Annotated in this window: 18 protein-coding genes and 5 pseudogenes; 15 read left to right on the plus strand and 8 right to left on the minus strand. The window is 51.7% G+C overall.

Translation table 11 applies throughout. From position 1 onward, the window contains the following. Nucleotides 1-104: 104 nt before the first annotated feature. Nucleotides 105-710 carry a DUF3592 domain-containing protein gene (locus J2X66_RS29565; protein WP_310272102.1) on the minus strand — a complete coding sequence of 202 codons (606 nt, stop codon included), beginning with the start codon at nucleotides 708-710 and terminating at the stop codon, nucleotides 105-107. A gap of 37 nt (nucleotides 711-747) precedes the next feature. Here J2X66_RS29565 and J2X66_RS29570 point away from each other — a divergent pair. Continuing rightward, nucleotides 748-948: pseudogene (locus J2X66_RS29570) on the plus strand (SDR family NAD(P)-dependent oxidoreductase); the annotation flags it as partial. Between the two features lie 518 nt (nucleotides 949-1,466). On the opposite strand, the gene J2X66_RS29575 reads toward J2X66_RS29570, so the two are convergent. Both J2X66_RS29575 and J2X66_RS29580 read right to left on the minus strand, forming a co-directional pair. Then, nucleotides 1,467-1,694, minus strand: a complete 228-nt coding sequence (locus J2X66_RS29575; RefSeq protein WP_310272106.1) for a Tn3 family transposase — start codon at nucleotides 1,692-1,694, stop codon at nucleotides 1,467-1,469. A 2-nt stretch (nucleotides 1,695-1,696) separates the two neighbouring features. Continuing rightward, complete coding sequence (locus J2X66_RS29580) at nucleotides 1,697-3,037, minus strand: DKNYY domain-containing protein (protein WP_310272109.1); 1,341 nt, start codon at nucleotides 3,035-3,037, stop codon at nucleotides 1,697-1,699. A gap of 1,107 nt (nucleotides 3,038-4,144) precedes the next feature. Here J2X66_RS29580 and J2X66_RS29585 point away from each other — a divergent pair. The 5 genes from J2X66_RS29585 (at nucleotide 4,145) to J2X66_RS29605 (ending at nucleotide 7,295) form a co-directional block, all read left to right on the plus strand. Beyond that, nucleotides 4,145-4,570 carry a hypothetical protein gene (locus J2X66_RS29585; RefSeq protein WP_310272112.1) on the plus strand — a complete coding sequence of 142 codons (426 nt, stop codon included), beginning with the start codon at nucleotides 4,145-4,147 and terminating at the stop codon, nucleotides 4,568-4,570. A gap of 80 nt (nucleotides 4,571-4,650) precedes the next feature. Continuing rightward, a complete protein-coding gene (locus J2X66_RS29590) occupies nucleotides 4,651-5,718 on the plus strand; it encodes a hypothetical protein (RefSeq protein ID WP_310272115.1) in 1,068 nt (355 codons plus the stop codon). A 289-nt stretch (nucleotides 5,719-6,007) separates the two neighbouring features. Beyond that, entirely contained in the window at nucleotides 6,008-6,457 is a 450-nt protein-coding gene (locus tag J2X66_RS29595) for a hypothetical protein (RefSeq protein ID WP_310272117.1), read from the plus strand. Nucleotides 6,458-6,523: 66 nt separating this feature from the next. Further along, on the plus strand, nucleotides 6,524-6,922 hold the full coding sequence (locus tag J2X66_RS29600) for a hypothetical protein (RefSeq protein ID WP_310272119.1): 399 nt from the start codon (nucleotides 6,524-6,526) through the stop codon (nucleotides 6,920-6,922). 43 nt (nucleotides 6,923-6,965) lie between these two features. Next, on the plus strand, nucleotides 6,966-7,295 hold the full coding sequence (locus J2X66_RS29605) for a hypothetical protein (protein WP_310272123.1): 330 nt from the start codon (nucleotides 6,966-6,968) through the stop codon (nucleotides 7,293-7,295). Between the two features lie 142 nt (nucleotides 7,296-7,437). Here the strand turns inward: J2X66_RS29605 and J2X66_RS29610 are convergent, their stop codons facing one another. Then, complete coding sequence (locus tag J2X66_RS29610; RefSeq protein ID WP_310259944.1) at nucleotides 7,438-7,866, minus strand: DUF1493 family protein; 429 nt, start codon at nucleotides 7,864-7,866, stop codon at nucleotides 7,438-7,440. A gap of 330 nt (nucleotides 7,867-8,196) precedes the next feature. Between J2X66_RS29610 and J2X66_RS29615 the strand changes: the two genes are divergently transcribed. Then, complete coding sequence (locus J2X66_RS29615; protein WP_310272126.1) at nucleotides 8,197-8,757, plus strand: recombinase family protein; 561 nt, start codon at nucleotides 8,197-8,199, stop codon at nucleotides 8,755-8,757. Nucleotides 8,758-8,760: 3 nt separating this feature from the next. Then, nucleotides 8,761-11,727 (plus strand): annotated as a pseudogene (locus J2X66_RS29620) (Tn3 family transposase). A gap of 719 nt (nucleotides 11,728-12,446) precedes the next feature. On the opposite strand, the gene tnpA reads toward J2X66_RS29620, so the two are convergent. Further along, nucleotides 12,447-12,764, minus strand: a complete 318-nt coding sequence (gene tnpA, locus J2X66_RS29625) for an IS66-like element accessory protein TnpA (protein ID WP_310272129.1) — start codon at nucleotides 12,762-12,764, stop codon at nucleotides 12,447-12,449. 329 nt (nucleotides 12,765-13,093) lie between these two features. After that, entirely contained in the window at nucleotides 13,094-13,990 is an 897-nt protein-coding gene (locus J2X66_RS29630) for a YwqG family protein (protein ID WP_310272134.1), read from the minus strand. 1,706 nt (nucleotides 13,991-15,696) lie between these two features. Between J2X66_RS29630 and J2X66_RS29635 the strand changes: the two genes are divergently transcribed. Together J2X66_RS29635 and J2X66_RS29640 are read left to right on the plus strand one after the other, a co-directional pair. Continuing rightward, nucleotides 15,697-16,185, plus strand: a complete 489-nt coding sequence (locus J2X66_RS29635) for a DUF4810 domain-containing protein (RefSeq protein ID WP_310272137.1) — start codon at nucleotides 15,697-15,699, stop codon at nucleotides 16,183-16,185. Between the two features lie 112 nt (nucleotides 16,186-16,297). Continuing rightward, nucleotides 16,298-16,531: pseudogene (locus J2X66_RS29640) on the plus strand (hypothetical protein); the annotation flags it as partial. 192 nt (nucleotides 16,532-16,723) lie between these two features. On the opposite strand, the gene J2X66_RS30420 reads toward J2X66_RS29640, so the two are convergent. Both J2X66_RS30420 and J2X66_RS29650 read right to left on the minus strand, forming a co-directional pair. Then, nucleotides 16,724-17,131, minus strand: coding sequence for an IS3 family transposase (locus J2X66_RS30420; protein ID WP_405046822.1), 408 nt, complete (start codon nucleotides 17,129-17,131; stop codon nucleotides 16,724-16,726). A 505-nt stretch (nucleotides 17,132-17,636) separates the two neighbouring features. After that, a pseudogene (locus tag J2X66_RS29650) lies at nucleotides 17,637-18,326 on the minus strand (IS5 family transposase). Between J2X66_RS29650 and J2X66_RS29655 the strand changes: the two are divergent. The 5 genes and pseudogenes from J2X66_RS29655 to J2X66_RS29675 form a co-directional block, all read left to right on the plus strand. Further along, nucleotides 18,325-19,347 (plus strand): annotated as a pseudogene (locus J2X66_RS29655) (IS110 family transposase). The pseudogenes J2X66_RS29650 and J2X66_RS29655 sit on opposite strands and share 2 nt — an antisense overlap. Before the next feature lie 908 nt (nucleotides 19,348-20,255). Next, a complete protein-coding gene (locus tag J2X66_RS29660; protein WP_310272140.1) occupies nucleotides 20,256-21,533 on the plus strand; it encodes a TolC family protein in 1,278 nt (425 codons plus the stop codon). Beyond that, complete coding sequence (locus tag J2X66_RS29665) at nucleotides 21,526-23,688, plus strand: ATP-binding cassette domain-containing protein (protein ID WP_310272145.1); 2,163 nt, start codon at nucleotides 21,526-21,528, stop codon at nucleotides 23,686-23,688. Before J2X66_RS29660 ends, J2X66_RS29665 begins: the two co-directional genes overlap by 8 nt. Further along, complete coding sequence (locus J2X66_RS29670) at nucleotides 23,685-24,830, plus strand: HlyD family efflux transporter periplasmic adaptor subunit (RefSeq protein WP_310272149.1); 1,146 nt, start codon at nucleotides 23,685-23,687, stop codon at nucleotides 24,828-24,830. The genes J2X66_RS29665 and J2X66_RS29670 overlap by 4 nt, the downstream gene beginning before the upstream one ends. Before the next feature lie 85 nt (nucleotides 24,831-24,915). Further along, nucleotides 24,916-25,692, plus strand: a 777-nt coding sequence (locus J2X66_RS29675; protein ID WP_310272152.1) for an Ig-like domain-containing protein, incomplete at its 3' end; no start/stop codon positions are given.

Below are 25,692 nucleotides of genomic sequence, written 5' to 3' on the forward strand. Positions count from 1 at the left end.
AAGAAGAGCCTAAGTCTGATTTTTGGCAGACCGTCGATTTTTTGAACTCCAAATGATTGGAGCATCAAAAAATCGCGGGGTACTTCAGACCTTCCCTAGGTTTATTAGTGCCTTTGCCGAGCGTCCCTCAGATCTCTAAGTAACGCGGGAATGCCAAAGCATCCGATCACCAACAACACGCCATCGAGAACGATGAATCTGTTCAACACGCTCCAGCCGACTTTGGCATCTCGTACGTAAGTAGGATCGCGTGTGTCGTACTCAATTCTGATTGTTGAACCAATCATTGGCGGCGTCGTATAGCTGCCGTAGCTGGCGAAGCCGTCGCGCTCGGGCCGGGTGATGATTCGCTGTCCTTGGGCTGTATCAAATGAAACATCCACGTAGAAAATTTGGCGGTTTTTAAAGAAGCTACTTTCGACGTCCTCGATCCGAGCTTCGACCACTGGAGATGCATTTAGTCGGAAACTAATTTCGTCCATAAGCCATATGCTGATCGTTGCGAATGCAACCCCACCCACGATCAGGCCAAAGATTGCCTGATGCCACGGCTTCCACTTCGGGTTCATCCACGGTTCAGCTTGAAGTGGCGGCCTGTCGACGATCTGCTCGTTCGAACGATGCTTTCTGCGCGAAATCCAAACTACACAGGACAAAGACACGATAAGAGCGGCGGCGATTGCCAGCATGCCGATGATGAATTCAATCATGTAACCTTATCCTCAAAACCATTTATTCCTTGTTGACCTCATTCATAGTGAGCCTGCTGGCATTGCTAGACGGATAGGTTACCCCTTCAGAACCCCTTATGCCTCGACCAAACGTGCGATTGTCGGATTGATGAAGTCACTTACCAATGAGCTGGGGCCGCACAATATCCGGGTCAACGCCATCCTCCCCGGTGTGGTAGTGGGAGAGCCTATGGATCGGGTGATTGATGCGCGCGCTGTAGACGTCCGGTAATCCCGCCGGTAATGATGTTACGCACATGAATACCACTCTATCGGCGAAGATATCGGTCTTTCTTATGTTTAGTCTATCAGTCATTTTTCAGCGCAAGCTTCGAATAGCAAATGATTCTGATTTCGGACGTCGCTTCGGATGGTTCATCGAGAGCGATGGTGAGTGGATTGGATCACTTGATTACTTGCGCTGGGATTCCCATGGACAGTTCTGGCATGAGTATCGGGTAAGTTGGTGCGGCCCCGAGCGTGTAATCATTGGATCGAATGCTTGGGATTCGAACTCGGTATTGCGCAATCGATGCTACACGGATGTGGTGATAGATTCGTTTTCAGTATGTGAGCGACCAGATGGTGTATTGGCCATTCGCGGCGCCCAGGTTCCAGCAGAGAGGATTCGACATAAGCGTCCGCCCGACTAACCTTGCGTGAGTCAGGTGGGCACCCACTGATGCGGCAGTAGTTGGGGAGCCCACAGAATTCGGAAAAAATCGTACGCTAAGGTTATCCGACCTGCCGTAGCGGCCTGAATTTACCGTTTTCCAGCTTTTGATTTTGCCGCCGGACATAGTCGCCACTCAGGTTGATGTACTCCCAGCCTAGCGGCGACAGGTGTTGGTACGGGTCGGGACTCACTGGCTTTCTGGCGTCCGTCAGACCTTGGGTTGCCCGTTCCAGGTAGACTGTGGCCCACAACACAATCGCATCTGCCTCGATGGATTTTGCATGCATCCTTAAAAATCATACTTCGTTTTAATCTCCAGCAATTCGGTGTGCGCTGGCACGGTTAGTTTTTTCTCTTCGATCAGTTGTAGAATGTCAGCACTATTGAGTGTTTTTGTTAAGTTGTCGGTCAGTAAAAGTTGGACTGTCTGATTGTCTGCGATACGATAAATTGCACCATGTATACCTTGGCTATCTCCTAACTCATCGAGATAATAGTAAGAATCCCCATTCTTCCAAACGGCACCAGAATCATAACTTACATCGCCCATTTGCTGCCATTGTTCATCCGTCACGTTTGCTAGCTGATAAATGTGAGTCGAACGAGATTTCAGTCCCGGGCTTTTATTACGCCCCCAGACTTCAGAAGTTTCCAAATAGAGGACTTTCTGGCCCCAATGAAAGACATAATTTGACAGCGGGCTGAAATCACCTGGCAAAAAAGGATTTCTTCTCTCTCGCTTTAATAGATTAGTTTCTGTGTCGAAATAGAATAATCCTTCTTTGCTCGAAAACAATAGGTGATGACCGTGACCATCATCTGTGTTTACTACTTCATAGGGCGCATTATTTTTGTCGAAGGCCAGTGTTCGTAAATACACCATGCCAATGCGCGGATCATAGAGAAGCGGCAGATTCCAAGCGCCGAAATAAAACCCGTACAGACTTGGATCGTCCGTAAGCGGCAGCAATTGGTCATGAAAATACACATGTTGACCGTCGGCAAAAAAATCATCACTTAACTTGCCGTTTCTCTCTCCAGTAATAGTGTTGATTCGCCGCAAAGATTCTGGGTTTGACCTCGCAAGGGGCAGGCCACGATAGTAAGCTTGTTTTCCATCAGTGGCGAAGCCATGCTCAGGCAGGGATCGATAGATACTGTTCTTAGGCAACTCAACGAATGGATAAATTAACCTCTGAGGCTTTGCTCCAAGCTTAAAGTTATAAACTATAGTTTGTGAGAGCTCCCCGAAAACACTTAAGTCATTATTACTACTGGTATTCCTAGAGCAATAATAGGTGTGAACGCCATCACTAAAATACTCATAATTCAATACAGTAAGTGACTTCGGATCTAAGTTTGGCAATATGCGATTACCGCAATAAACATTATTTTTGTCTTTTGCGATCTGTGATTCGTACAGGTCTTTGCGCAGCGGATTGAAACTATGTATGTCTGCTGAATCAATTTTGTAGTATCCATCATCTGGGATAAGGGCATAAACATCATCTTGAAAGCGTGTATACACGCTGTCTCCGTATTTCTCGCCCTCTACCGCGATATCGAGTGTATTGTCAGTTGAGCTTGTGGATAGCAATATACAAACGACTATAAAAATGAGGTAGATCACTAGGGCGCCTTTACTAAAAACTCTATTCCCCATCTGAATAACACTCCCTTGGCACGCGATTACAAAAGGTATGATCGCGTAATCATTATATCTTACAATAGATAAACGCGCCTATAAGGAGCGCCTTCAGAACTTTGGAAAACCGTACGCAAAGGTTTTCTGGCTGCTGCCTCCGCCGCCTGTAATAGTCGTCAGCATGATCCAGATATGTTCAAAAACAGTAGCGACAAGTATTACAAACAACTCCGTACTCCCCGGCATCAATCAGCCCCACGCTTTCCCCCTCCCAGGATAAGCCCGCCGACCTTGGGTCTATGCATCATCGGGCCGTGAACCCATTGAACGCCAATGCCTGAGCGAGCGAAGAACTCATCGAAGCTGGATTCGGCGTTTGGCACAATCGGCGCGTCGCTTGACGCATTCAGTAGCGCGCCTTAATTCGCGAGCTTTTATCCTAATCTCGGAAAAGTATTGGGTAAGGAAAAACCGATTCCGAATGGGGTAAATCGCGCCTTGCTGACAACAGTAACCTTGCAAATTCGACATGAGCTGACAAAACTAGCCTTTAGCGCCGTAGGGTTGCATTCCCTTCGAGGGCTCATTGTTTGTACTGGCGGTTAATGCATCATGCGTTCATCAGATGAATGCCACGATACAAGGGTAAATTCAGAAAATTCCTACATCTAATCGGTGAACCAGAGCCCATGGTTCAATCCCATCTTTTTTTGGGGGGGGCGACAAGACTGGGAAAAAATCGCACGAACGGAAATCCCCGTTCAACGACGTTCGAGTGTTTTTACCTCACTGGCCGCGCCATTTGTTTTACTTAAGTCTCGGCTTGACACTGAGCTCGCCACAGAGCTGCGGCCTGAATTTTTCCCAGCGGTTATCGGACAGACGTGGTCAATCATCGGCGGAATTACCTGAGGCCATTTCAGTTTCGAGGTCAGCTGCTTTGGCCACGCCATACCTGGATTTGAGAAGCCTCACCGGCGGGGGGGGGGGGTGTGATGCGGAGAACACCGCTCATCGCATGTAAGCCGAGTAAGTAGAAACAGCAAATTATAATTATTCTAGTTGGCTTTATACCAAAAGAGGAAGTAAAAAATGAGTTCATTCCCGCGCGCCAGAGTTGTTGTTGGTTTTACGCTTTGCCCATCGATGCTTGGGCTTATTCATGGGTTTATTCAGGGATGGGTAGAATATAGGTCTGTAGACACTCTAATTACCGATGCGCTAGCTGAAGCAGGCACTATAACAATGGTTTATGGCGTCTATGGATTGCTCCTCGGTGTTTTATTTTCCTATTTACAATTACATAAAACAATTATCTCTCTGCTTTTTGTCTCATTCTTCACAGGCATCACGGTAACTCTTTGGTCTCTCATATTATTCGGCACTGGAGAGGAGTCAGGCTACGGAACTGATTCAGGCAAGCCCATTAGCGCATGGTTCTTTCCAATACATGTTTTTATTGTCGGAAGCCTATTTTCATTTTTTGTGAGCCTAATCATTCTTCCGAAAGAAACGTAAGATACATCGTAACTCACTGAATTTGATTAAACCAGCGACAACCAAAATATTTTTTATTGCCAATTAAGCGAGATCATGTCGTGAAATGCATTACTACAGTACTAACTATTTTCGTTTGTGCGCTATTGGCGAGTTGCGACAGTGTGGATTTCGTCGAAAAAACCGAACCACTACCGGCCGAATTTGCAGATTACAAGGGCATTGATGAAATTTCGGAGTTCGGAAATTTCACCGTTGAAAAATTTAAAGACTCCTCTGGCCCGACAGAACACAAGTTTGACGAAGATACAAACAATGTCATCATTAAAGTGACTGCAAAAATTGACGACGACCATCGTCAAACTTCCTTCTATAAATTGGACTCTTCGGGAAAAAATATTGATACTCATCAGTTTGTGATGAGTTACTTGATCGCTGATGCCACGGGTGACGAAGAGTGGTTTGGCAATAATTTTTTGGTGAATAAAGAGCAGGGATATTATACGACCTGGCCATTGAATGGTAGCAATATAAAAAGACCGTTTATTGAAATTAATGCCGATCGCAACTGGAGCGAAGACAAGGTCCGCGAGCACTATAGCGATATTGTCATGAAAAGTGCATATCTGGATGACGTTGAAACATGGGAAAATATCTCAGAAGGAAAAAACAAAAAACGTATAGCCAAAGTATACTACCTAAAAAGTACAGGTGAATGGTACAAGTTATATGGAAACTCATTAACTGAAGATGGGTATGGACGGCCTTTGTCTGGCTTCAATAATACTTTGTTCGAAAACTTTACCAGCAATGAACGTTTCTTCGAACGCTATATTCCACCAAGCAATATTACGATATCTTATTTTCAAAAACTAAAATATGAAAAGTATTGCGCTGCAAACCAGGTCGGCTGCAGTATGTTTTACAGCTGGGGCGGGATGGGATATTACAATGTGGCGATAGGTGGAAGTATTCTGAAATTTAAAAACAAAGGCTCCCTGTCGACAACTGAGTTTAAAAACAAAGTGTTTCCACCAAAAGAAAGCTTGCTTGTTAATTTTGCCTATTTCACGCACCAGAATTTGACGTATGCGCTGTTTTCAGCTAACGACGTGCTTTATATAATTAAGCAAAAGAAATCAGCAAATCAAGGGCGGCAAAGACAATAATGCCCACAAACTTCCGATTTTTGCTTAAGGTTAGCTGCAACTGTGCTTGCATTCATCGACGCATGCTTCCACTCCATTGCTACGTGCTCACATTAACTGCAACCAGCAGTGGGGAACGAGGGCAATGAAAGTGCGCGGCAACCACGGCGTCAGACGCGGTCTTTCTCCCAGCTGATGCATTCCATAGCGCTTCTGATTGAGTGAACCTTTACCCCGTGGTCTTACGTGAAATCGCTTAGGGTGTCATTTCGCCCCCAGACGGAACCGCCCACTCTACATGGAGCAAAAAATGAAGGACGGCGATACCGTTCAATTGCGGGAAGGCGTGGCCGACGGGGCGATCCCTGATGGTCGTCAGAATCATCGCTATGCCCGCATTTACTCTCTCCTGAAGGATGGTGCCGTAATCTGCGCGATCGCCATGGCTGCTGTAGGGAGCTGTGCGTACGCCTCTGGAGGAAAAGAGCACAAGCTGGAGTGGCCTGTACGAGGCGAAGTGCTCGTCTATCGCTCATGTGGTTGTGCAGATTCGTGCTGGACTGCAGAAGTGCGAGATACAAAAGCCAAGAAGATGAAATTTCGCCTTCATTGCGATTGCGAAATACTCACTTTTTCGAACCCCAGCGTGAGCGAACACCAGGTGGTTGACAACAGTTGCACCGCCATCAACGACAGTGAAGACAAATTCGGCGCCATTAGGGCAACGATGGAACGGCTGGTGGGGCACAGAGAAAAATAAGCTGCTCTGTTAGGCGTCAAGTTGCGCAATCTAATCAGTATCACCAATATAATACTCGGAACTAATATGAAAGAACGTAGTTATCTGCTGATAGGTTGTGTAGTAAGCTCTCTAATGTTGGGATGTAGTAATGCGGTTTACCCTGATCCGACCCCGGAGGCCACAGAACATTTAACTTCAACGCCGGTAAAAAATGCGAAAGAAATAAGTTCAGTTCAGTGGATGAACAATGATTTTTCCGAAGACATAAAAAGTGCTACCGCCGGAGAGGATGTGGGGCTGCTTATAAAAACTAAAGGTTACGCGCAAGGCGAACAAGTTACAGTGGTATTCGAAGAAAAAAGATTTAATGATGATGGCGGCAGTTATGTTATTGAAAGAAAAATAGTAGGTCGTGTTAATGATTATGGTGAAATCAAAGCGCTAATTAAATTTAGTGGCGTCGTCAGTGCCCGCGCCAACTGAGCGACATTAATGAGATAAGCGAACGAAATAAAGGAGATGCCGCATGAAAAACTACTCAATGTTTGGGTTCGGCTGCGCCATAGGTGTTTTACTACTGAGCATTGTCAATTATTTCAACGACCTTTACGTTTATTCAGATGTGCACCTTCAAAGTTGCATGTGGAAAGCGGGGCCTCCTATCTCTTCAATCGGTGATGTTATGAATTTTGATGACCCTCAAAACTTTATAAAAGACGGTAAAATTTATAAAGCCGGGATACCCGTCGCCCGAATTATCGAGCGGATTCCTCATAGCAAAATTTATGTCGAAGATATTGAGTCAGGGGGCATTGGTATCTATTACGATGATGCAAGTGAGACACTTGTGTATTAACCTTTAGACTCCAGAAAAGCCGAACACAGAGGTGCGAGCCTGCCGACGTGGCTAAAGTTGTAACTGGCGGGAGCTGCTGCGTTCAATACGGCGATCATCGGCTGGCCGCCGAGTAACAATAACGGATAAATATCTGGCAGATTTACAAGACCGTCATTACTAAGGCGCCCATACCGAATAGGAATAATATTCCGAGACACATTCGGTTTAACAACATGTCTAGCCTACGTAAATCCAATGAGTGGGCCGGATAGTGGTACGGCCAACTACCTGTTTCAACGGCGTGGTGCAATATTTTTGGTGTGATTACCATACGTTTAACTCGGCGGTATGGAGGAGGAAATATCAGCGCTCCAAAATTAAGGAACCCTTCTTCTCTGTGATGGAAGTACCACCGATATTCACTCATATCGACCGAAAAGTTGGTCCGGAACATCTCAATCAGTTCTAAAAAATCGTCACCATCAATACCTAAATCGGCGTATAAATCCGAGTCATCCAAGATGTGGTCGACTTTCATTGCCGTCGCTTCAGCGATAAACGATTTGATATTTTGTAACGAAATAGTCATACAGCATAGTCCTGTCGTTTCACCATAGTGCGCTCCGAAAAATACGTAACCATCTGGAAGGAGGTGAGCATCTAAAGATAATACGCTAAACGGATATCCACGCGCAGGAAAATAATGGCAAGCGACTCGTTGACTCTACCGAATATTTTTTCTTTCTATTGAGTCTCGATGGAAGTGCCCATTTCGTTAATGTCAAGTTGGAGTATAGCCTAACCTGATGTCAGGTTGTGTTTGGCTCATGCGTCAGAATAGAGTTGCATTTTCTATTTCTTGACACATGCTGGCCAGGGTCATAGATTCCAACCTGACAAAACTACCCTTGGAGTCAACTTGCAAGGACAACGCATCGGTTACGTTCGGGTCAGTAGCTACGATCAGAATCCGGAACGCCAACTGGAACAAACTGAAGTGAATAAACTGTTCACCGATAAGGCTTCAGGCAAGGACACTCAGCGGCCCCAGTTGGAAGCAATGCTCGGGTTCGTTCGTGAGGGAGACACTGTCGTAGTCCACAGCATGGATCGTCTTGCACGTAATCTGGACGACCTGCGGCGCCTGGTCCAAAAATTGACCCAGCGCGGTCTTCGTATTGAGTTTTTGAAAGAGGGGTTGGTATTCACCGGCGAGGACTCGCCCATGGCCAACTTGATGCTGTCGGTCATGGGGGCCTTCGCCGAATTCGAGCGCGCGCTCATTAGTGAGCGACAGCGCGAGGGGATCGCCCTGGCTAAGCAACGTGGCGCTTACCGCGGTCGCAAAAAAGCCCTATCCGACGAACAGACCTTCGCAGTCCGACAACGTGCTGCTGCCGGCGAATCAAAAACCCTGTTGGCTCGCGAGTTTGGTGTCAGTCGGGAAACCCTCTACCAGTATCTACGCACGGAAGACTGATACATGCCGCGTCGCTCTATACTCTCGGCCACTGAGCGCGACTCGCTGCTTGCGCTGCCGGAAAGCCAGGACGATTTGATTCGCTATTACACCTTTAATGAGTCCGACCTTTCGCTGATCCGTCAGCGCCGGGGTGATCCCAATCGCCTCGGTTTTGCCGTGCAACTCTGTCTGTTGCGTTACCCAGGTTACGCGCTGGCCAGCGACACCGTGCTGCCCGGCCCATTCCTTGAATGGGTTTCTCGACAGGTTCAGGCTGCTCCCGAAAGTTGGGTGAAGTACGGTCAGCGCGATGTCACCCGCCGTGAACATGCCCAGGAATTGCGTACCTACCTCGGCCTGCTGCCATTCGGACTTTCTGATTTTCGTGCGCTGGTACGCGAGCTTACCGACCTTGCTCAGCAGACCGACAAAAGCCTGTTGCTGGCTGGACAGGCCCTTGAGAGTCTGCGTCAGCAACGGCGGATATTGCCTGCATTAGCGGTGATTGATAGGGTCTGCGCCGAAGCCGTTGTACGGGCCAACCGGAGGGTCTATCGGGCCTTGATCGAGCCGTTGAATCAGCAGCATCGGAATAAGCTCGACGAACTACTGACTCTAAAAGCAGGCAGCAACAACACTTGGCTGACATGGCTGCGCCAGTCGCCGCTGAAACCGAACTCTCGGCACATGATGGAGCACATCGAGCGACTGAAGATCTTCCAACTGGTGGGCCTACCCGAAGGACTTGACCGGCACGTGCACCAGAACCGTTTGCTGAAGTCGGCCCGTGAAGGTGCTCAGATGGCACCTCAGGATCTCGGTAAGTTCGAAAGCGAACGACGCTATGCCACCCTCGTGGCCGTGGTGCTGGAAAGCACCGCGACGGTGACCGATGAACTGGTGGATCTACACGATCGCATTCTGATCAAGCTGTTCAGCAGCGCCAAGAACAAGCATCAGCAGCAGTTCCAGAAGCAAGGTAAGGCGATCAATGACAAAGTGCGGCTGTTCTCCAAGATAGGCCAAGCCTTGCTGGAGGCCAAAGCGTCCGGTAACGACCCGTTCGCGGCCATCGAAGAGGTACTCCCTTGGGACGAATTCGCCCAGAGCGTGACGGATGCCGAGCTGCTGGCCCGCCCCGAAACCTTCGACCATTTGCACTTGGTCAGCGAGAACTTCAATACGCTGCGGCGTTACACCCCAGCCTTTCTGCAGGTGCTTCAACTGCGGGCCGCACCGGCAGCGCAACGCGTGCTGGATGCTATCCAGCAGCTGCGGGAAATGAATGCGGACAACCTGCGCAAGGTGCCTTCGGACGCACCGACCGCGTTCATCAAGCCGCGCTGGAAACCACTGGTGATCACGCCGGAAGGCATTGATCGGCGCTTTTACGAAATTTGCGCCTTGTCCGAACTAAAAAACGCGCTGCGCTCCGGCGACATTTGGGTGAAGGGCTCACGGCAGTTTCGTGACTTTGAAGATTACTTGTTACCGCCCGCGAAGTTTGCCGCTCTCAGGAAGGAAAAAGCGCTTCCATTGGCAATCAACTCCAATAGCGACCAGTACCTAGAGGCGCGCTTACAGTTGCTGGATGAGCAACTGGCGACCGTCGCCAAGCTGGCCAAGGACAACGAACTCCCCGACGCCATCCTCACCGAAACTGGACTGAAAATCACCCCGCTGGATGCAGCGGTACCGGACACCGCCCAGGCACTCATCGACAAAATCAGCCAAATATTGCCGCGTATCAAGATTACCGAGTTGCTGATGGACGTTGATGAGTGGACTGGCTTCACTCGTCACTTTACCCATTTAAAGGATGGTGCTCAGGCCAAGGATCGGACGCTGTTGCTTACGGCGATCCTCGGGGATGCCATCAACATCGGACTGACCAAAATGGCCGAGTCGAGTCCGGGCATGACCTACGCCAAGCTGTCTTGGCTGCAAGCCTGGCACATCCGCGACGAAACCTATTCGGCGGCACTGGCTGAACTGGTTAACAGCCAGTTCAACCATACCTTCGCGGCCAATTGGGGGGACGGCACCACCTCATCTTCCGACGGCCAGCGCTTCCGTGCAGGTGGTCGAGGCGAGAGTACCGGGCACGTCAACCCGAAATACGGGAACGAACCGGGGCGGCTGTTCTATACCCACATCTCCGATCAGTACGCGCCGTTCAGCACCCGGGTAGTGAATGTCGGTGTGCGGGATTCGACCTATGTGCTCGATGGGTTGCTGTATCACGAGTCTGATCTACGGATTGAGGAGCACTACACCGACACGGCAGGCTTCACTGATCACGTCTTCGCGCTTATGCACCTACTGGGCTTCCGTTTTGCACCGCGCATCCGCGGTCTGGGCGAAACCAAACTCTATGTCCCACAGAGCGTCCAAGACTATCCGACGCTGCGTCCACTGATCGGCGGCACTCTGAATATCAAGCACGTACGCGCTCATTGGGACGAGATTTTGCGTCTTGCCGCATCGATCAAGCAGGGAACTGTCACTGCCTCGTTGATGCTCCGCAAGCTGGGTAGCTATCCGCGTCAGAACGGTCTGGCTGTCGCTCTGCGGGAGTTGGGCCGCATCGAGCGTACGCTGTTTATCCTGGACTGGCTGCAAAGCGTCGAGCTGCGTCGTCGTGTGCATGCTGGGTTGAACAAGGGCGAAGCGCGAAACTCCTTAGCCAGAGCGGTGTTCTTCAACCGCCTCGGCGAAATCAGGGATCGAAGCTTTGAACAACAGCGTTAACGAGCCAGCGGCCTCAATCTGGTAACCGCTGCGATTGTATTGTGGAACACGGTCTACCTGGAGCGGGCAACACAAGGGCTAACGGACGCCGGAAAGTCAGTGAGTAGCGACTTGTATCAATACCTGTCGCCGCTAGGCTGGGAGCACATCAACCTGACCGGCGACTATGTCTGGCGGCAAAATCAAAAGCTGGAAAACGGTAAATTCAGGCCGCTACGGCAGGTCGGAAAACCTTAGCGTACGATTTTTTCCGAATTCTGTGGGCTCCCCTATTACGGAAAACCTGAAAATCTGAGCGCGCTGTGATAGTTACGTTGACAGTTAATTGAGATGACTTCTTGCGCATTTAATTAGCATCAAGAAAGTTATGTTGCTTGCTGCGATCGGCAAAAACTAATGCCCAATCGAATAGCAGTGTCAGTAGGGCTCGTTTCAGTAAGTTTCATCTCGATATAGGCATTGTGAGTGCGTGCGGCAGTGGGATAACAATGACTGGCCTATAGGTGTTGCCGTATTTCACCTGCTGGGATGCGAACAAATGTCGGCGGAGTCCTTTAGGATCGTGGGTTGCCCTATATCCTAAGGAAGGCGTGAGTGAACTGAAGCCAGTGGGATGATTTTTTATGTTGTCTGATGATGATTCGTGATGAGGCATAAGGACAACCTCACGTCGATCTGGCGCATTCGGTCTTGCGATTGGCGCAAACGATCCTGAAACGTGCTCTTAAAACTGAGAGTATTGTAAGAAATATCTTGTGTGTATCTGCCGATGCTGAGACGTCTGTTGGTGCAACAAGCTAGAAAAAAGGCCTTGGGAGTGGTTTTAGTTAAATTTTTCAATCGCCGGTGACCCGCGGATCGCAACATTAGCGTGAGTGGCGCGGCCTGATTGAGAAGTGATTGTATTGGTTGCAACTGGATGGTATGTGTGGCGAGCCAGATGGAATCGATGCGGATCATTGAGCGAGTCCACGGATGAATCGGGCGCACCCTTCAGGATCAGAGGTTGGCCACTTCACCGTGAACATTTGCTGGCCAAGCGGTAATTCAATGATGGCCAGCGCTTCGGTCTTTCGTTTTGGTTCGACTTTCAACGGAATGAAAGCTGGCAGCGCGACGGCCTGCGGATCACGGTAAAGCGGGATCCACCGGCGAACGACATTGGCGTTGATACCGTGCGTCAGCGCAATAGCCGCCACGGAAACACCGGGTTGTTCACACTCTTGGACGACTTGGATTTTGAAGGACTTCGGGTAGGACTTAGGTTCACGCATGGCGATCCTGACGTTAAGGGTAATTGCGTCCGCTTAAAAATACGCGGACACAATCGCCCTTATCGGCTTGGCTCGGAAGGTGTGTTCGCCGGCCCCTTACCGTGCGGCGACCGGGGTGACGAGCAGGAGCTATATCCAAGATAGTGTCTACTAGAAAATGGTGTCCACTATCTTGGCTAATTTGGAGAGTGGACAGGAGTGGGTGCTGAGCGGACGGTTACGCAATAAGGGCGATGTTCTCCACTTAAAAACACGTGGACAACAGAACCGATCTCTTCAAATGGAGACACATTCTCCCAATTCAAAACTGTTCGTATAGGCAGTGGAGTTTAATAAGATTGTAGGGTCAAATGTGCTCGATCGAAACGGCGCAAGAGGAGATCCGCGCGCCGGATCCAGACATACAGTTGTCCGCAATCGCCCCATTCTAAATTGCCCGGTTCGTCCGTATCGATCTGCGCCAATAATAGCCAGTCGGCTGCTTGTGTGCGTTCTAATGCCAACTCAGGTGTTTGATAAGGAGTACTGGTGCCGCAATAATGACCTCCACCCACCAATGCTGCCTCGATTTGCATGCAGGTGCCCTGGACCGGGTTTGGCCAGCCGCCTATATGATGGCATTTCCAGTCCATGCCATTTTGTGATGAATACAGATAATCGTCGTTGCACCACCAATTATGTAGAGGATTGGTACTATGGTCCAATAATCCTAGCTCGCGAAACTGCACAGTGCTAATCGGCAAGGGCGTAAGGCAAGCCTCCGCCTGGCAAATCAATGGATATATCTGATCACTGGGTGACAACACTCGTGTAGCTGGTGGGCTACGACGGACTAATAACCCTTGTGTGTTCTCATAATAGAGGATAGAGAAACCGACCCGCTCATGTGGATCATAATCCCAATGTTGCTCCTCAATATCGTAAAAGATCGACATGATTCCGCTTTTTGGATTATCAGCATCTAGCGGGCCAGCCGCCCACATCTCCGAAAAGTTTACTTGGGCGATAAACTCCAACGGACACTTGCTACCGATCTTTGTCATACGTTCGACTGTGCTTTCGATGTATTTTGAACGCTGTTCGATTGTCGCCCAGCGCCACGTTTCCTCTGGCCGAATGAGTGCTTTCCGGTGACCTTCCCATCGGTTTGCGGCATCGGGATAGGGCTCTCGCACAGGCCATTCAATCTCTACGGGTAAATCGGGTCGGCCACCTATTTTTGTCATGCCAATTTCGATCTCGTCCTCGTTGTCGACTGCACGTGTCGCGAGCTATACCGCTGGCCTTGCCAATTTTGCGAGTTGCTGGGCATCGTCCACTGGCAGCCCTGCATCAATAAGTTCGCGTTCAATCTCATGGGCAAATCTAAACATAATTAGTCCGAAATATAGTGATATTATAATAACTTGCTGATGTTCATCCCTTGATAGGTACAAAGCGCATGCTGTGTAGGGGCACGGCTTCACAGATTGCTGCTGCATCCGCCGCATCATTCTTGCCACGCTTACACGCCTGCACACTTGCTTAAAAGCGGCTCGCCTTCGCCACAATGCATGCCTGCAAGACATCGACTACCCCAGCCCGAGCCCCCTACTGTCCGGCGTCGGCGGAGCTCAGTGCGGCGCGTTGACAGCGTGAAGCTCGTGCCGCTGCCGTTTTGCCACGCACCGCCATCCACCTGGTTGCACCCGCCTCCAGACCGCTCACGTTCACCACGTAGCGGGAGGGAGGGCTTGCCGGCGAGCGCTGGTAACGCCTCGACTTGGTCGCCTTGCTTCAGAAACTGTTTCATATACCTGCGAGCGCTTCGCGCTAAATATCGATCCGGCGCCCAGACGGACAATGATCGTTATTGTGCATGCCCCACTGTACCCTCAAATAACAGCTTATTTATGCAGGATGGCGCATTCGGTAGCTTGGGTGGCGTAAGCGGTCGATATTTTAATGTGATTAAGCAGTAGGCTAATAATCGAACATCTTCTTATGGGGTCTGAAAAATTCACTGTTGAAAATATATATATCGCTTGCAGGTTTGCGCATCAAGCTTTGCGAGGTGCTCGCAGCAGTTTGGTTGTTGGTTTAGTTGTTGGATTGTTGGGGTTGTCTTTGCTGATTGATCATGAGGTGAGTAATACGATTTTCGCTGGTGGAGAGTTTCTGGTTTGTTGTGCTCTGCGTGGGTTTCACAGTAGCCATGTTGCATGTACCGCTGCTCTAGTTTTTGGAGTGAGTTTGGCTTGCGGCGTGTAGATGGAATTTCAGGAGGTTGTTCAAGCAGCAGCCGTTAAATTAAGTAAGGCTCGTTTTTTTTGTTGCGGTCAATATATCGGCGAAGTTGAGTAAACTCACATGAACGATGGCCGGCAGCGCCCGCCCAAGCGACAGATCGAAATCCAGCGCGAGGAGCTAGCGACCCACATCGCGCAGTTTTTGGCAAAAGGTGGCCGAATTGTGGTGTTGCCCTTGTTCGTCGGTCAGCCTTAGTTGGTGATGCCACCGATGAAGACCAACCTTCGAAGCAGTGTAAGCAACGCAGGTCAAAAGCGCGAAGACATCTCGCGGCAGGTTGAGAGCCTGCGACAGGCTGGGATGACGGCTGGTCAAATCGCTTGTCAGCTCGGTATTGATCGTAGAGTGGCGGTACGCCTTATTAAGACGCTAGTTAATGCTTGAGTGCAACGGATGGCGGGCCCTGACAACGGTGAGCAGCATGGACGCCTGTCCAGGAAGTCGTTGGAGCTGTTTGCCCACGGTTAGCACCTTGCGGCCAGCGTGGCCTTTGCCCACCTCCTGGAACGCCCGGTGCGCTGATCGAACGCGAAGCGCCGATTTATTTCAGCCTGAGCGCTTTCCTGTAAATCACTGATGGTGGTCGACGTTAGCGGTACCTGAAGCCATACAACCAATAAGAACAACGGATCAAGGGCAATAAATGATGGGCAGTTCATCAAGAATCGGGTGTCTCGCTTGGGTCGTGCTGCTGATGGTTACGGCCCTGACGGGCTGCAAACAAAAACCGGAGCGCCCCCCAGAGGATGGTTATTACCCCCCAGCGCATCTGCAGTACCAAGAGGATGCCGCGCAAGAGCAAATCGAGGCACTGGAGGCGGACGTTGAAGACATCAAGGCGGAAGGCGGAGTGGTACCGCCTGGTTACTACGCCCAGCTAGGCCTGTTGTATTTCAATCTGGGCAAAACCGAGCAAAATCGCCAGCGGCTCACGGCGGAGCAGGATCCATTTTCAGACTCCACCGCTGCCATGAACGAGCTGATGAACAAAGCGAAGGCGTCGGGGCGCCCTGAACCGGTCGATCCGCCAGAGGCGCTGATTGAGCCCCCCGCACGGATTAACTTCAGCCTTAAACGGTTTTCTTCCGTTCGTGCCTTTCCTCGCAGCGACGCGCAGTCCCTGATTTTTTGAGAGATTCACATGGACGTTCGTCAGTTTGCCTTGCGGGTTTGCCACTCATCTGCCGCGTAAGCAGTCTTTGGGCATGTCCAGGCGCGGTCAGGCGTTCCTGCTGGCCAGCGTCATGTTCTGGCAGCCCCTCTGGGCCCAGGCCGACGGTATTGCTGTCAGTGGTCCGGGTACCAACCGGGACCATGTCGGCAATGGTGTACCGATCTTCAGCATTGCCGCGTCAAATTCTGCCGGCCTCTCGCACAACCAGTTCCACGATTACAACGTCGGCAGTGAAGGGCTGATCCTCAACAGCGCCACGGTGCGTACGCAAAGCACGCAGCTGGGCGGGATCATTCGCGGCAACCCCAACCTCGGCGGCCAGACTGCAAATACCATTATTAACGAGGTTAACGGCGGCTCGCCGAACCGTTATCGCTTAGTCAATGCACCGGAGTGGCCGGCAGTTGGTCGCCAAAGCATTTTTCGACGCTTTCCAGCATCAAGTCGCGGATATCATCGCCGCTGTACCCGGTCGGATGGCGACCCAGCCGATGGCTTAGCGGTCACAGCAGTTCAAGGAGAAGGTCACGCTCAGTTTGGCGCAGTCCTCGCAACGGAATTCAAACCCGTCCGAGCACCAACGCGTATCGATGGTTTCTACGGCAATACGTCCCTCGTGCCGACGCGGCACACCGGGCGGTTTGACCCGGCGCTCAAGCAGAAGGTTGTGATCACGCATGACCCGGTAAACCCGCTTCACGTTGATCGCGGGCAGCAACTGGGTTTCACGGGTGCGACGCAGCAATCCCCAGACACGACGGTAGCCATAGCTGGGCAGTTCGCTAACCTGTTGCTGGATTTCGACCACCAACTCAGCGTCGTTCACAGGCTTGCTTCGCCGTACTTTGGCGATACCGTTTGCTTGATTCGAACCGTTAATTGCGAGCGCGCCACACCGAGACATTCGCTGACCAGATTCACTGGTCGTCCCTCGGCAACAAGGGTGAGTGCGTAATCCATTTTCGCGACCGGGCGAGATCCGCGGCTTCTTTGAGGACTTCCGCCTTCATCGTTTCTTGCCCAACATCCGTTGCAGTTCCCCGCTCTTAACGTTGCTGTTAGTCATAAACATAACATTTTGCCTATCCCTTATCGTGATGGAGCAACGGCGTCCTTTCTTTCATGGGGCTCGTTCATGTCGCTTTTTACCATCTCTTGCAAGGATCTGGGAAAGTATTCCCAGTCGAGATATGAGCTTGCAGCGGCAAGGTGCAAGGTGCAAGGTGCAAGGTGCAAGGTGCAAGGTGCAAGCTACTAATCTCTAGGAATGGTCTGAAGTAGACATGTGTTTATGGCTGACTTCGGCCGCCGGCGATTTTGAAAGTTTAAAATCGATCCAAAACGCTCAGATCGCTCACTCATTCTGTCTTTTGGCCGCGGCGAGCACCTCGCGGCGACTATTCCTCACCTTACAGGCGGACCTCTCCTGCATTACTCAGTAAATGCCGACGGGCCATCCATAGATTCGACAGCGCAAACTGCGTCACTAACTGCGCCGTGTTCTTGGCCAGGCCGCGGAAGCGAGTTTCCACATAGCCGAATTGACGCTTGATTTTGGGCCTTCATGCCGAAGTACCATTGATTTACCTTTCTTGGCCTGGTGAATTTCCGGGTCGCGCTTGCCGTCCGGGTTTTGGTCGAACTCGGCGCGTGAATGATCGTCGCATCGACCACGGTTTCCTGGCGTAGCATCAAGCCTCGGTCGCCCAGATAACCGTTGATGACCTGCAAAATCCCACCGGCCAGCTCATGTTTTTCCAGCAGACGCCGGTAGGTTAGGATCGTGGTTCATCGAGGGTCCGATCTAGGTGCAGCCCCGAAAACTGGCGCAGAATCGTAGTCTCGTAGAGCGCTTGTTCCATCGTCGGATCGCTGTAGCCGACCCAGTTCTGCATCAGATGAACCCCCAACATCGCAATCAACGAATACACTGGACGGCCACCTTCACCCTTTGGGGGATGCGGCTCGATCAAGCTAATCAAACCCTTCCACGGCACCACCTGATCCATCTCGATCAGGAAACGCTCGCGGCGGGTCTGCTTACGTTTGCCGGCGTACTCTGCATCGGCAAACACCGCTTGAGCAGGAGGATCCACCATGAAACATAGCGTAATTGGCATGGACATCGCCAAGAAGGTTTCCAATTACACACTGTTTATTCATGCACTGGAAAGAATGAATGTATCAAGCTGCGGCGTGACGAGGTAATGGCGTTCTTTGCAAATTATCCGACCAGCCTTGTGGCCATCGAGGCCTGTGGCAGTGCCCACTGTGGGCGCGTCAACTTCAGCAGCAAGGACATGAGGCACGGCTACTCGCCCCTCGTTCGGTACGCCCCTTTGTGCTGCGAAACGAGACAGATGCGGCTGACGCCCAAGCCATCTGGACAGCGGTGCAGCAGCCCGGTGCTTGCTTGGTCGCAATCAAACAGGTGGATCAGCAAGCGATCCTCTCTTTAGACCGTATCCGCACCCAGCTGCTGAAATTTCGCATCATGCAGAGCAACGGCTTACGCTGCCTGCTGTACGAGTTCGGAATTTTGCTGCCAGAGGGTTATGCGCAACTGAGCAAGGCTGTTCCGGAGGCCTTCGTCGATGCTGAGCATCGCGTGCCTTCCTTGTTGTTGGACAGCCTGCGCGATCAGTGGGTGCGAGTTATTCAACTGGATGACGAAATTCGAAAGATCGAACTCCGCCTGAAACAGTGCCTGCACGAGAGCGCCGACTGTCAGAAAATTGCAGAGACTCCCGAAATGGTCTGTTGACCACGACTCCCGCTGTTGCCCCGCTGGAAAATGCAACGATCTTTCATTCTGGCGTCAGTTCGCCGCCTAGGCTGGGACTGGTTCCTCGACAAACGGGAACTGGCGGCAGAGTCCGGCAACTGGGGTTGAGCAAGCGCGGAGACACCTATCTGAGAACGCTGTTGATGCATGGTGCCCGCTCGATCCTCGGTAGAGGGCAGCGATCAGGGTGGGTTGAAAATCTGTTAGCTAGACGGCCTTAAAACGTGGTGGTAGCCGCAGTAGCTAACAAGCTCGGCAGAAACCTTTGGGCCGTGCTGGCCAAAGGCTCGCACTATCGGGCCGAACTTTTTACGGCATGCCCTGCGGGGCATTAAAAACAGTAACCCATAAACTTCACAAGGAGCGCGGGCGGTAAGCGCGTGATGGCGAAATAGATCAGGCCGTGATGGGGTAACCTGGTAGGGAATATGAGCTACGGGCACAGCCCTCAGCTCGATTTTGAGATGAGGGCCTCATCAGTGGATTCCATCAGGGCCAGCAGGTTTTTTAGGCCTGCATAACAGGCCGGATATAAGACTGCTCCTACCTATGCGCCAGCATGCCTACCTATTGAGCTCCGGGAGGCGTCCATATAAGGGTCTCCCGAGGCACTCAAAACCCGGCAAGAGAAGAACCTTGCGCCCGCTAAAGCCGCATGCATGGCTGGTATCGGGCGCCTCTTATGCGCGCAGGAACCATATCTGCACGTTCACAGCCCTATGCTGAAATTGAGCATGATCTGCTGGGGCTCGTGATTTGGCGTGTTCGGTGGTGTATTGGCGCATTTTTGGCGTGTTCAGTCGATATTTCTGGCGGGCCAGATGGGTAAAATTACCTGAAATAAAAATCCCTCTCTGAGGTTGGTGCAGAAAATGTTTTTGTATTTGTCGTTTTAAACAGATATCTAAAGATGCGATGAAATTACGCTGTTTTTGTAAAAATTAGCAGTGCTTGGCTATGTAGTATTTGATCGTGTGCTTCGATCAATATAGGCGGACACCTCGCAGGAGCGATCAACCAATAAATGAGGGCGGCGTGATTAGTGTTGTCTGCTCGCTGTTAATTTAATTGACAAGCTAATTGTTTGCCTCATTTTTTTATTGCTCTTGTCATTGCGGAGGAGATGCGTCGCTGTTTGGTGAGTATTGCCTAAGTTAACGCATTACTAAAAACTCTTGTTGAACCTCCGCTGCGGATGGGTTTTCAGTATTTCGATATTCAATAGTTGTTGTGAGTGTTTTTTGTGAATAAAACATTTTTTCCTCGCTTTCAGAAAACTCCCCGAAAACTCCTCGTCGTAGGTGGTGTGGTAATACTGGGCTCGCTATTTAGTTCGTGTGCTTCAGCGCTGACGTTGTCTGAGCTTATTTCTATTTCTATCTCGCATTATCCATCCATCAAATCCAGCGAGAACTTACGCGGGGCGGCTGAAGCCGATGCGGATGGGGCTTGGCAAAATTTCTTACCGACGCCTTCAGTTAATGTAAACAGCAAAAATGGAACGGCAGCCTTGCAGCAGCCTATGTGGTGGTTTTCGGGTGTCGAGAAACCTACATACCGCGCCGCTAAATCTCGTGCAGTAGGTGCGCAGGCAGGCGTGTTCGAGGCGCGCGACGAAGTGTCCCTTCGCGTCCTTAATGCGTATGGCGCTTGGTTGAATGCCGATGAGCGAATTGAAGTCGCTCGGCGCGATATTCAGTATTTTGATGACCTGTTGGAACAGATTGGACGCCGCGTCAGTTCCGGTGCTTCTGCCAGTGTAGAGCGGGACTTGGTTGTGTCCCGGCGTCTGGCGAGCCAAGGGATATTGGCGACTAGTCAGGCCGGTAAGCAGGCGGCACTGGAGACATTGTCGCAACTCACCGGTGACACATTGTTCGATGATGTCTTGCTTAGTGACAAAACCGGCGCCCCCGTGTTGCCAGAGCAGGCGAGCCTGCTTGAAGAGTCGCTGGCACGGAACCCTACGCTGCAGCGTTTAGAGGCGGAGTCCAAAGCGTTGGGCTCCGACATTCAAGCGCGCCGCGAGACGCTAAAGCCGCAGTTGTACGTGCGGGCAGAGCATACCTGGGACGATCGATATGGTAACGATCAGGCCGTTCATGTTGGGGTGCAGTGGGCTCCCGGCGCTGGATTGTCAGGGTTGTCGGCCGTTCGGGCTGCTGGCCGACGCATGAGCGCGGCCCAGGAGGCCGAGGAAAGTGCGCGTCGGCAGATCAATGAGGAGGTTGCCAGTACCTATGCCCAATACCAAGGCAGTCGAGAGCGTTTGGGGTTGCAGGTGAAAAGCCTGCAGACGTTGATCGCCATTCGTGATTCCTATCTGCGTCAGTTCATGGCAGGTCGCCGTCAATGGCAGGAAGTGATGAACGCCGTGCGAGACGTGAGTGATGCTCGGTACAGCATTGCCGATATACGCGCGTCTCTGTTGATCTCGGGCTATCAAGTGTTGTTGTTGGCCAAAGGCGACACTGGGATCGCAAATGTTCAGTCTTTAGCGCAGGTGCAAGTAAATGAGTGAGTCATTGTCGCCAAATTTTACCTGGCTGCTGACGCAGTTGACGCGGATTGAGGGGGTTAAGCCACTGCCTCGCGCCAAGGCACGGCAGTTGGGCGCCCGGTGGGACGATGAGGCTTCGGTAACGGATAGTCGCGCTTGTGTAGAGGCTCTTTTTACTGAGAGTGGTTTGCAATGTCTGCCGTGGGCTGATCGGCCGAGCGCAGAGTCCTTGCCGATGCTGGTGATAATGCCAGGTCTTGGGCTTCATCTTCTGCATGCTGGTGGACCACAGCAGGGTTGGTTGTTGGTAGGGCCGACAGGTCGTCAACGACTTAGAAGTTTTCCAGATGGTGTCACCTTCATGCCCATTCGGGTGTGCGCGCGCTCCAAGGATGCATTGACGGCCCGTGCTCTGCTGCGCTCGATTTTTTTTGCCGATCGCCAATGGTTGGTGTTTGCGACAGTGGCGACAATTGTGGGCAATTTGCTTGCCCTGGGTGTATCGCTGTACTCCATGCAGGTTTACGACCGGGTCATTCCGACTCACGGCATTTCTACATTGGTAGTACTGACTGTGGCTGCTGGCATCGCCATTACGTTGGAGTTGCTGCTGAAGTTGGCGCGATCGGCAATCGTGCATGCCTCATTGAGTCGTATCGATGAAAGTCTTTCCCACGGGCTGTTTGCACGGTTCTTACGAGTCCGCCTGGATCAACTTCCTCCAAACGTGGGTGTCTTATCTGGGCAGTTGCGTGGCTATGAGACCCTGCGCGGTTTCGTATCGATGCTCGCGCTGTATCTAATGGCTGATGCACCCTTTGCGCTTTTGTTTCTGGTGGGTATTTACTGGATCAGTGGTCCCCAGTTGGCAAGCGTGGTTCTCGTGTTTCTCGTTGTTTCACTGGTTGTTGGGTTGCTGTTTCGGCGTCGTATCGAGGCGGCAGCCCAGGCGGGCATGGGGAGTGGTAACCGTAAGCAGGGGCTGTTGATCGAGGCGGTTGGCGGTGCGGAAGGAATTAAATCCACTGGCGCCTCTTGGCACTTCCAGTCGCGCTGGAATAACGCGTCAAGAGACGCGATTGAACAGGACGGTACGGTTCGTAAGTTGAGTGAGATGGCTTCTTATCTTGGGGCTTCGCTGCAACAAGCCGCCTATGTGGTGTTGGTGGCGACGGGGGCCTATATTGCAGGTGACGCCAACATCACGACCGGCGCACTAGTGGCTTGTTCGATTCTTTCCGGAAGGGTGCTTGCACCCATTGGCATGTTGCCAGGCTTGCTCGTGCAGAGCGGGCATGCTAAGGCAGCGCTCAAGGGTTTAGAGGACGTCTTCAAGCTACATCAGGACAACCATGCCATGGCTTCTCCGCTGGTGCCAGAGCGGATTGAAGGTCGCTTTACCCTTGACGATGTCACCTTCGCTTATGGTCCTGAGGCGCCACCAATAAAGTTGGCTAAGTTGGTGATTGCTTCTGGTGAGAAAGTGGCCATTTTGGGAACCGTTGGTGCTGGAAAAAGCACTCTTCTGCGGATTTTGGCCGGTTTGTATCAACCACATACTGGGAAGGTGTTACTAGACGATTTGGACATCCAGCAGATTGCTCGTGAGCGCCTCTGTGATGATTTGGGATATCTGCCGCAACAGGTGTCGTTGTTTGCCGGTAGCTTGCGCGACAACCTCTTATTGGGTATCCCAAGCGTTAATGATGAAGCCCTACTTAGCACCGCAAAAGCGACCGGCTTGCTTGACTTTGTAACTCGACACCCGCAGGGGTTGGACATGCGACTTGCGGATGGCGGTGTAGGACTGTCTGGTGGGCAGCGCCAATTGGTCGCGCTCACCCGACTCGTGCTTGCACAGCCGACGCTATGGCTGCTCGATGAGCCTACTGCCTCCATGGACGCGTCTACTGAGGCACGTTGTTTAAACGTTCTGGTGGCCGCCATCCGGCCGACGCATACGGCCGTGATCGTTACGCATAAACCGGCTTTGTTGAAGTTAGTCGATCGAATCGTCGTCATTACGCCAGACGGCGTTGCGATGGATGGACCGCGTGACGAGATCTTATGCCAACTCGAAGGACGTCCAAAGGCCGCTCAAGCGACACCACCCCAGCCTCCCGCTGCTCCGCAACTACTGCTTCCGATCGCATTTAAGCGCAGTGTGACCTCATGACTCTGAAACAACTGCTGGCTCCGGCCAAGGTTTTCATTGTGCTCGCAGTTTTGTTACTGGCGTTGTCGGTGGCTTGGGCGCGTGTTACAAACATTGACGAAACCGTTCATGCCCTTGGCCGCGTGATCTCCGCCGAAGGCATTCAAACTATTCAGGCCGCCGATCCTGGGCAGATCGCCACCGTGTTCGTGCGCGAAGGACAGATTGTTGCAAAAGGCGAACGGTTGGTCAGCATGCAAAGTACGCGTGCCACTGCCAGTTTTGAAGACTCCAAGTCCAAGGTCGCAGCTTTAACTGCGGCTCTCGCGCGCTTGCGTGCTGAGATGTTTGATCGACCTCTAGACTTTCCCGAGTCGCTGTCAGCGTCTCCTGAATTCGTCAACAACCAGACCGAACTATTCCGGGCACGCCGTCGCTCCTTGGAGCAGGGGCTAAGTGCCTTGTCTGTTAGCTTGCGTCTTGCGCAGGATGAGTTGGCTGTTGTACAGCCACTATTTGACCAGGGCGATATCGGCAAGGCGGAAGTTTTGCGGTTGCAGCGCCAGAAAGCCGATTTGCAAGGCCAAATAGTCAACTTGCGTAACAAGTATTTCCAGGATGCGCAGACGGAAATGACTAAGGTCGAAGAAGAACTTGCCACTCGTGAGCAAGAGTTCGCCGATCGCGCCGAGGTCCTGCGCAACACCGAAATCGTGGCACCCAAAAGTGGTGTGGTTCGCAACATCAATATCCTTACTGAAGGTGCCAACGTCAACCGCGGTGACGTAATCATGGAGCTGGTGCCCAGTGAAAGCGCGTTGAGTTTTGAGGCCAAGTTGCGTTCGGCGGATGTCGCGTTCGTACGGGTGGGCGCGCCGGCGACTATCAAACTCGACGCATACGACTACAGCATCTATGGAATGTTGCAGGGGGAGGTGGACTTCGTCAGCCCCGATGCCTTGACCGAAAAGACCGCGCGCGGCGAGGAAGTATTCTACCGCGTGCGAGTTCATGTGGTTGGTCGTGACAAGCGTAGTCGCGATCTTGAATTGCAGCCAGGTATGACTGGTCAGATTGATATCCGAACGGGGGCGCACAGCTTGCTTTCGTATTTAACCAAGCCAATCACGAAAACCTTAGCGGAGGCACTTAACGAGCGATGAGCTTTTTAGCGAAGTTATGAGGAAGCAGTCGCATTTCTAACTTATCTACAACGCGGCAATTTAATGTTTCGTGAGGCAACTTTTTATGACATATGTACTTATTCAACAACTCCCTAGAGGCGTAAAAAATCGCTTCGAGATTTCTTCAAAAGAAGCACTGAAAATCAAGGCGCAGCGAGGGGCACACTATGAACTGATCGACACTGCAACCGGTAAAGCTCCGGAGGGACTGCGGGTCAAACATAAGGGCAATGCCCTTGAGTTGGAAGTTGATGGTGAAAAGGTTGTATATCTGGAAGGATTCTATGACGCGGATAACGTTCCTTGTTATCTGGACATTCATCCTCTTACAGGCGATCAGGAGCTTGTAACGATTACACAGGCCTCCTTACCGATTGACGGAGACTCTTTGCTCTATGGGGCTGAGGACGATGATCGTGGGCTGGGTGTGTGGGGTGTATTGGGCGCAGCGGGCGGCGCTGGACTTGCCCTATGGGCGTTGAATAGTGATGACGATGGGCATCATCACTCGCAGCCACCGGTAAAAACGAAAGTAATACCACCATCAGCTCCCGCAGCGATTGACACCGCGGCCCCGGGCAAGCCGGTGGCCCCGAGCAACTACGCCGACAACGTGGGTGATGTCCAGGACGTGGCGAGCACCGCCCCGACCACCGACGACACCACCCCAGGCCTGAACGTGGGTGCCGGCCTGACCGATACACCGAAACTGTACGTGGACGGCGTTGAAGTGCCGGCGACCTACGACCCGGTGAGCGGCACGCTGACCCCGGATGCGCCGTTGGCGGACGGTTCGCACGAGCTGAGCTACACCTTGACCGATGCGGCCGGCAACGAAAGC

The organism is Pseudomonas sp. 3296, assembly GCF_031456615.1.
Taxonomy (GTDB): domain Bacteria; phylum Pseudomonadota; class Gammaproteobacteria; order Pseudomonadales; family Pseudomonadaceae; genus Aquipseudomonas; species Aquipseudomonas mucoides.

Bases quoted from the DNA above. Each gene is read 5' to 3' on its own strand.
- J2X66_RS29665 (WP_310272145.1), top strand. From the start codon at position 21,526: ATGAGTGAGTCATTGTCGCCAAATTTTACCTGGCTGCTGACGCAGTTG.
- J2X66_RS29605 (WP_310272123.1), top strand. From the start codon at position 6,966: ATGAAAAACTACTCAATGTTTGGGTTCGGCTGCGCCATAGGTGTTTTA.
- J2X66_RS29600 (WP_310272119.1), top strand. From the start codon at position 6,524: ATGAAAGAACGTAGTTATCTGCTGATAGGTTGTGTAGTAAGCTCTCTA.
- J2X66_RS29610 (WP_310259944.1), bottom strand. From the start codon at position 7,866: ATGACTATTTCGTTACAAAATATCAAATCGTTTATCGCTGAAGCGACG.
- tnpA (WP_310272129.1), bottom strand. From the start codon at position 12,764: ATGCGTGAACCTAAGTCCTACCCGAAGTCCTTCAAAATCCAAGTCGTC.
- J2X66_RS29630 (WP_310272134.1), bottom strand. From the start codon at position 13,990: ATGACAAAAATAGGTGGCCGACCCGATTTACCCGTAGAGATTGAATGG.
- J2X66_RS29595 (WP_310272117.1), top strand. From the start codon at position 6,008: ATGAAGGACGGCGATACCGTTCAATTGCGGGAAGGCGTGGCCGACGGG.
- J2X66_RS29575 (WP_310272106.1), bottom strand. From the start codon at position 1,694: ATGCATGCAAAATCCATCGAGGCAGATGCGATTGTGTTGTGGGCCACA.
- J2X66_RS29585 (WP_310272112.1), top strand. From the start codon at position 4,145: ATGAGTTCATTCCCGCGCGCCAGAGTTGTTGTTGGTTTTACGCTTTGC.
- J2X66_RS29635 (WP_310272137.1), top strand. From the start codon at position 15,697: ATGATGGGCAGTTCATCAAGAATCGGGTGTCTCGCTTGGGTCGTGCTG.
- J2X66_RS30420 (WP_405046822.1), bottom strand. From the start codon at position 17,131: ATGTCTCGGTGTGGCGCGCTCGCAATTAACGGTTCGAATCAAGCAAAC.
- J2X66_RS29565 (WP_310272102.1), bottom strand. From the start codon at position 710: ATGATTGAATTCATCATCGGCATGCTGGCAATCGCCGCCGCTCTTATC.
- J2X66_RS29670 (WP_310272149.1), top strand. From the start codon at position 23,685: ATGACTCTGAAACAACTGCTGGCTCCGGCCAAGGTTTTCATTGTGCTC.